This is a genomic window from Amycolatopsis sp. NPDC051758 (assembly GCF_044453095.1).
GTDB lineage: Bacteria > Actinomycetota > Actinomycetes > Mycobacteriales > Pseudonocardiaceae > Amycolatopsis.
Genome location: NZ_JBITCJ010000033.1, coordinates 1 through 2803 on the forward strand (window position 1 = coordinate 1; position 2803 = coordinate 2803).

The following is a 2803-nucleotide window of genomic DNA, read 5'->3' on the forward strand; positions in this document are numbered from 1 at the left end:
CACCGCGGTGGAAGCCATTGCCAGCAATGCGACTCCCGCGCCATCGAACCGGCGGCCCAGCGGGCGGCGTTCGCGTGTGCGGGGCAGCAGATACCGGCCGGCGACCAGGCCGAGGATCCCGACGGGGACGTTGACCAAAAACACCCAGCGCCAGCCGACCGTGCCGACCAGCAGGCTCCCGATGGCCGGGCCGAGCGCCAGCCCCAGGGCCTGGGCCGCGGCCTGCACACCCAGCGCCGACCGCATCTTCGCCTTCGGCACACTGGTGACGACCAGGGCGACACTGTTGGCCTGCAACATCGCGGCACCGACCGCTTGCAGGATCCGGAACACGACCAGCAGCGCGAGGGTGGGAGCCAACCCGCAAGCGATCGACGCGGCGGTGAACACCGCGAACCCGTAGACGTAGGTCAGCTTGCGCCCGACTGCGTCGGCCACCCGGCCCACCGCGGCGAGGAGGCCGACCAGGGTCAGCAGGTAGGACAGCGACACCCACTGCACCGCCGCCAGCGGCTCGGCGAACTCCCACTGCAACGCAGGGAACGTCAGCGTCACGATGCTGGCGTCGAGCTGGCCCATGAACGCACCGAAGCACACCGCGCCGACCGCGAACCACCCCGCCTGCGGATGCTCCCGCACCACCTGCGGCCGGGGCCGCTCCACCAGCATCGCCATCCGATCTCCTCACATCGGCGATAATTCTAAGACAGAACAACTTTGGCGTGCATCATGAAAGTCGCCACAAGGCAACCATGTCCACTTTGCGAGAATTGCCTGGCCAAGCCAGCTCACGACCAGAGTCCGACGTGCACATCCAGCTTGTCAGATGCTTCGGTAGCCGATGTACTTTAAGTAAGTCGACGATGTCTCGCAGGAACGAGGTAGCGATGGTCCTGGCGTCCTTGCCGAGCCCGTCACAGGGCGTGTGGCACCTGGGGCCTCTCCCGATCCGGGCCTATGCGCTGTGCATCATCGCGGGCATTCTGGTCGCACTCTGGCTGACCCAGCGTCGATGGAAGGCTTGCGGCGGCGACGCGGACGACGTGGTCGAGGTGGCCATGTGGGCGGTGCCGTTCGGTGTCGTCGGCGGGCGAATCTATCACCTGATCACCGACCCGGAGCTGTACTTCGCACCCGGCCGGGATCCGGTGAAGGCTCTCTTCATCTGGGACGGCGGCCTGGGCATCTGGGGCGCGGTCGCCCTGGGCGCGCTTGGCGCGTGGATCGGCTGCCGCCGCCGCGGGATCAGCCTGGCGCGCTTTGCCGACGCCCTCGCGCCCGGCCTGGTGCTGGCCCAGGCGATCGGACGCTGGGGAAACTACTTCAACCAGGAACTCTACGGCAGCCCGACCACCCTGCCCTGGGCGTTGCAGATCGACCCCGCGCACCGCCCGCCCGACACTCCGGACATCGGACTGTACCACCCAACGTTCCTCTACGAATGCCTGTGGAACATCGGCGTCGCACTGCTGTTGTTGTGGGCCGACAAGCGTTTCACCTTGCGCACCGGCAAGCTCTTCGCGCTCTACGTCGCCTCTTACACGGTCGGCCGAGCCTGGGTCGAAGCGCTACGCGTGGACCACGCCAACCACTTCCTGGGGCTGCGCCTCAACGACTGGACCTCGCTACTGGTCTTCGTCGCCGCGCTCACCGCGTTGCTCTGGCGGCGCCCGCAACGCCGATCGGGCGAGCCCGACAGTGAATCGATGGGTGGCAGCCAGCCGGAGACATCATTTGACGGCCATGCGTAGCGGCGGATCCGTTAACGAACGAATGTAACTCAGGCGGAAGCGAAACTGGTTGTGGCCGGTGGCGATGCGGCCGTGAAGGCGATCCTGAACTCGCTTAGCGCGATTTCCACCGCATCGTCCGCCCTTGCGACCGGCGCGGGCGGCCGTCTACTCCGTCCGAGCCAACGTCGCCGACCGGGTGGCATCGGCGGGGAGCAGTGGGGTGCTGCTGCGCCGGATCGACCGCTATCTGCCCTAGTCGGACGGAGCTGTTGTCGGTTTGGCCCGATTCCGACGTCCTGCAGACACTGGGCGGCATGCTCGTCGCGGCGGCCATCAGCGGGGTCGGCGCGGACGAATGGTGCTGACGTTGCGGAGTCCCGCGAGCTCGCCGCGGAGTCCGTGAGCCTCGAGGCTGAGGCGCTGGATCTCCGCGGTGGCCAAGGCGAGATATTCGCTCAGTTCGCGATTGTGGTGCCGCAATCGCGCGTTCTCCTGCGCGAGCCCGTCCGCGGGGTTACCGCCGCCGTTCGCAGGGCGGCTGTCGGAGGGCGGCGCCGAGGAGCTCTTCAGCTGCGCGACGATCTCCGGGAAGTTGCGGCGGAAGGTGGTGTTGGCCAGCCCGACCCGCTGCGCGAGCGCGAGGACGGTCGGCGCTCGGGTGGTCTGGGCGTCGGCGTGCAAGGCGGCCAGCGCGGCGTGGACATCCTCGACGGTGGGCAGGCCGGTGTGGCGGGTCATGAGGTCTCCACGGTGTGTCGTGCGAGGTAGGCGGTGATGCGGTCACGGCGCTCGGCCAGGCGGTGCCGCAGCAGCGGCGGCAGCAGCGAGCTCGGCGGCTGTAGTTCGTGCATCAGGTGGGCGGCCTCGCGCCGCAGCGCGGCGACGTTCGCACTGGTGAGCGCGACGTTGGGGCAGTCGAGGGGGCGGCATGCAGACAGTTCGGGCGCCGCCGGCCGCGCGCGGTCGGTCAGGCACAGCGCGGTGTCGGGGTTGAACACGCAGGTGACGTACTCACCGGGGTAGATCGCGGGGTCGTCGCGGTGCAGGATCCGCCGCAGGCGCACCGGGTC

At 68.7% G+C, this 2803-nt stretch carries 4 protein-coding genes; 1 reads left to right on the plus strand and 3 read right to left on the minus strand.

Annotated features, from left to right (window positions below):
* A partial coding sequence (locus ACIA5G_RS53795; protein WP_395938362.1) for an MFS transporter occupies nt 1-675 on the minus strand: 675 nt, incomplete at its 3' end.
* 212 nt (nt 676-887) lie between these two features.
* On the opposite strand from ACIA5G_RS53795, the gene lgt reads away from it, so the two are divergent.
* Entirely contained in the window at nt 888-1751 is an 864-nt protein-coding gene (gene lgt / locus ACIA5G_RS53800) for a prolipoprotein diacylglyceryl transferase (RefSeq protein ID WP_395938364.1), read from the plus strand.
* Nucleotides 1752-2066: 315 nt separating this feature from the next.
* Here lgt and ACIA5G_RS53805 read toward each other — a convergent pair whose 3' ends face one another.
* Together ACIA5G_RS53805 and ACIA5G_RS53810 are read right to left on the minus strand one after the other, a co-directional pair.
* Nucleotides 2067-2471, minus strand: coding sequence for a hypothetical protein (locus tag ACIA5G_RS53805; RefSeq protein WP_395938366.1), 405 nt, complete (start codon nt 2469-2471; stop codon nt 2067-2069).
* Nucleotides 2468-2803, minus strand: a 336-nt coding sequence (locus ACIA5G_RS53810; RefSeq protein WP_395938368.1) for a hypothetical protein, incomplete at its 5' end; no start/stop codon positions are given. The genes ACIA5G_RS53805 and ACIA5G_RS53810, both read right to left, overlap by 4 nt.

Bases quoted from the DNA above. Each gene is read 5' to 3' on its own strand.
- ACIA5G_RS53805 (WP_395938366.1), bottom strand. From the start codon at position 2,471: ATGACCCGCCACACCGGCCTGCCCACCGTCGAGGATGTCCACGCCGCG.
- lgt (WP_395938364.1), top strand. From the start codon at position 888: ATGGTCCTGGCGTCCTTGCCGAGCCCGTCACAGGGCGTGTGGCACCTG.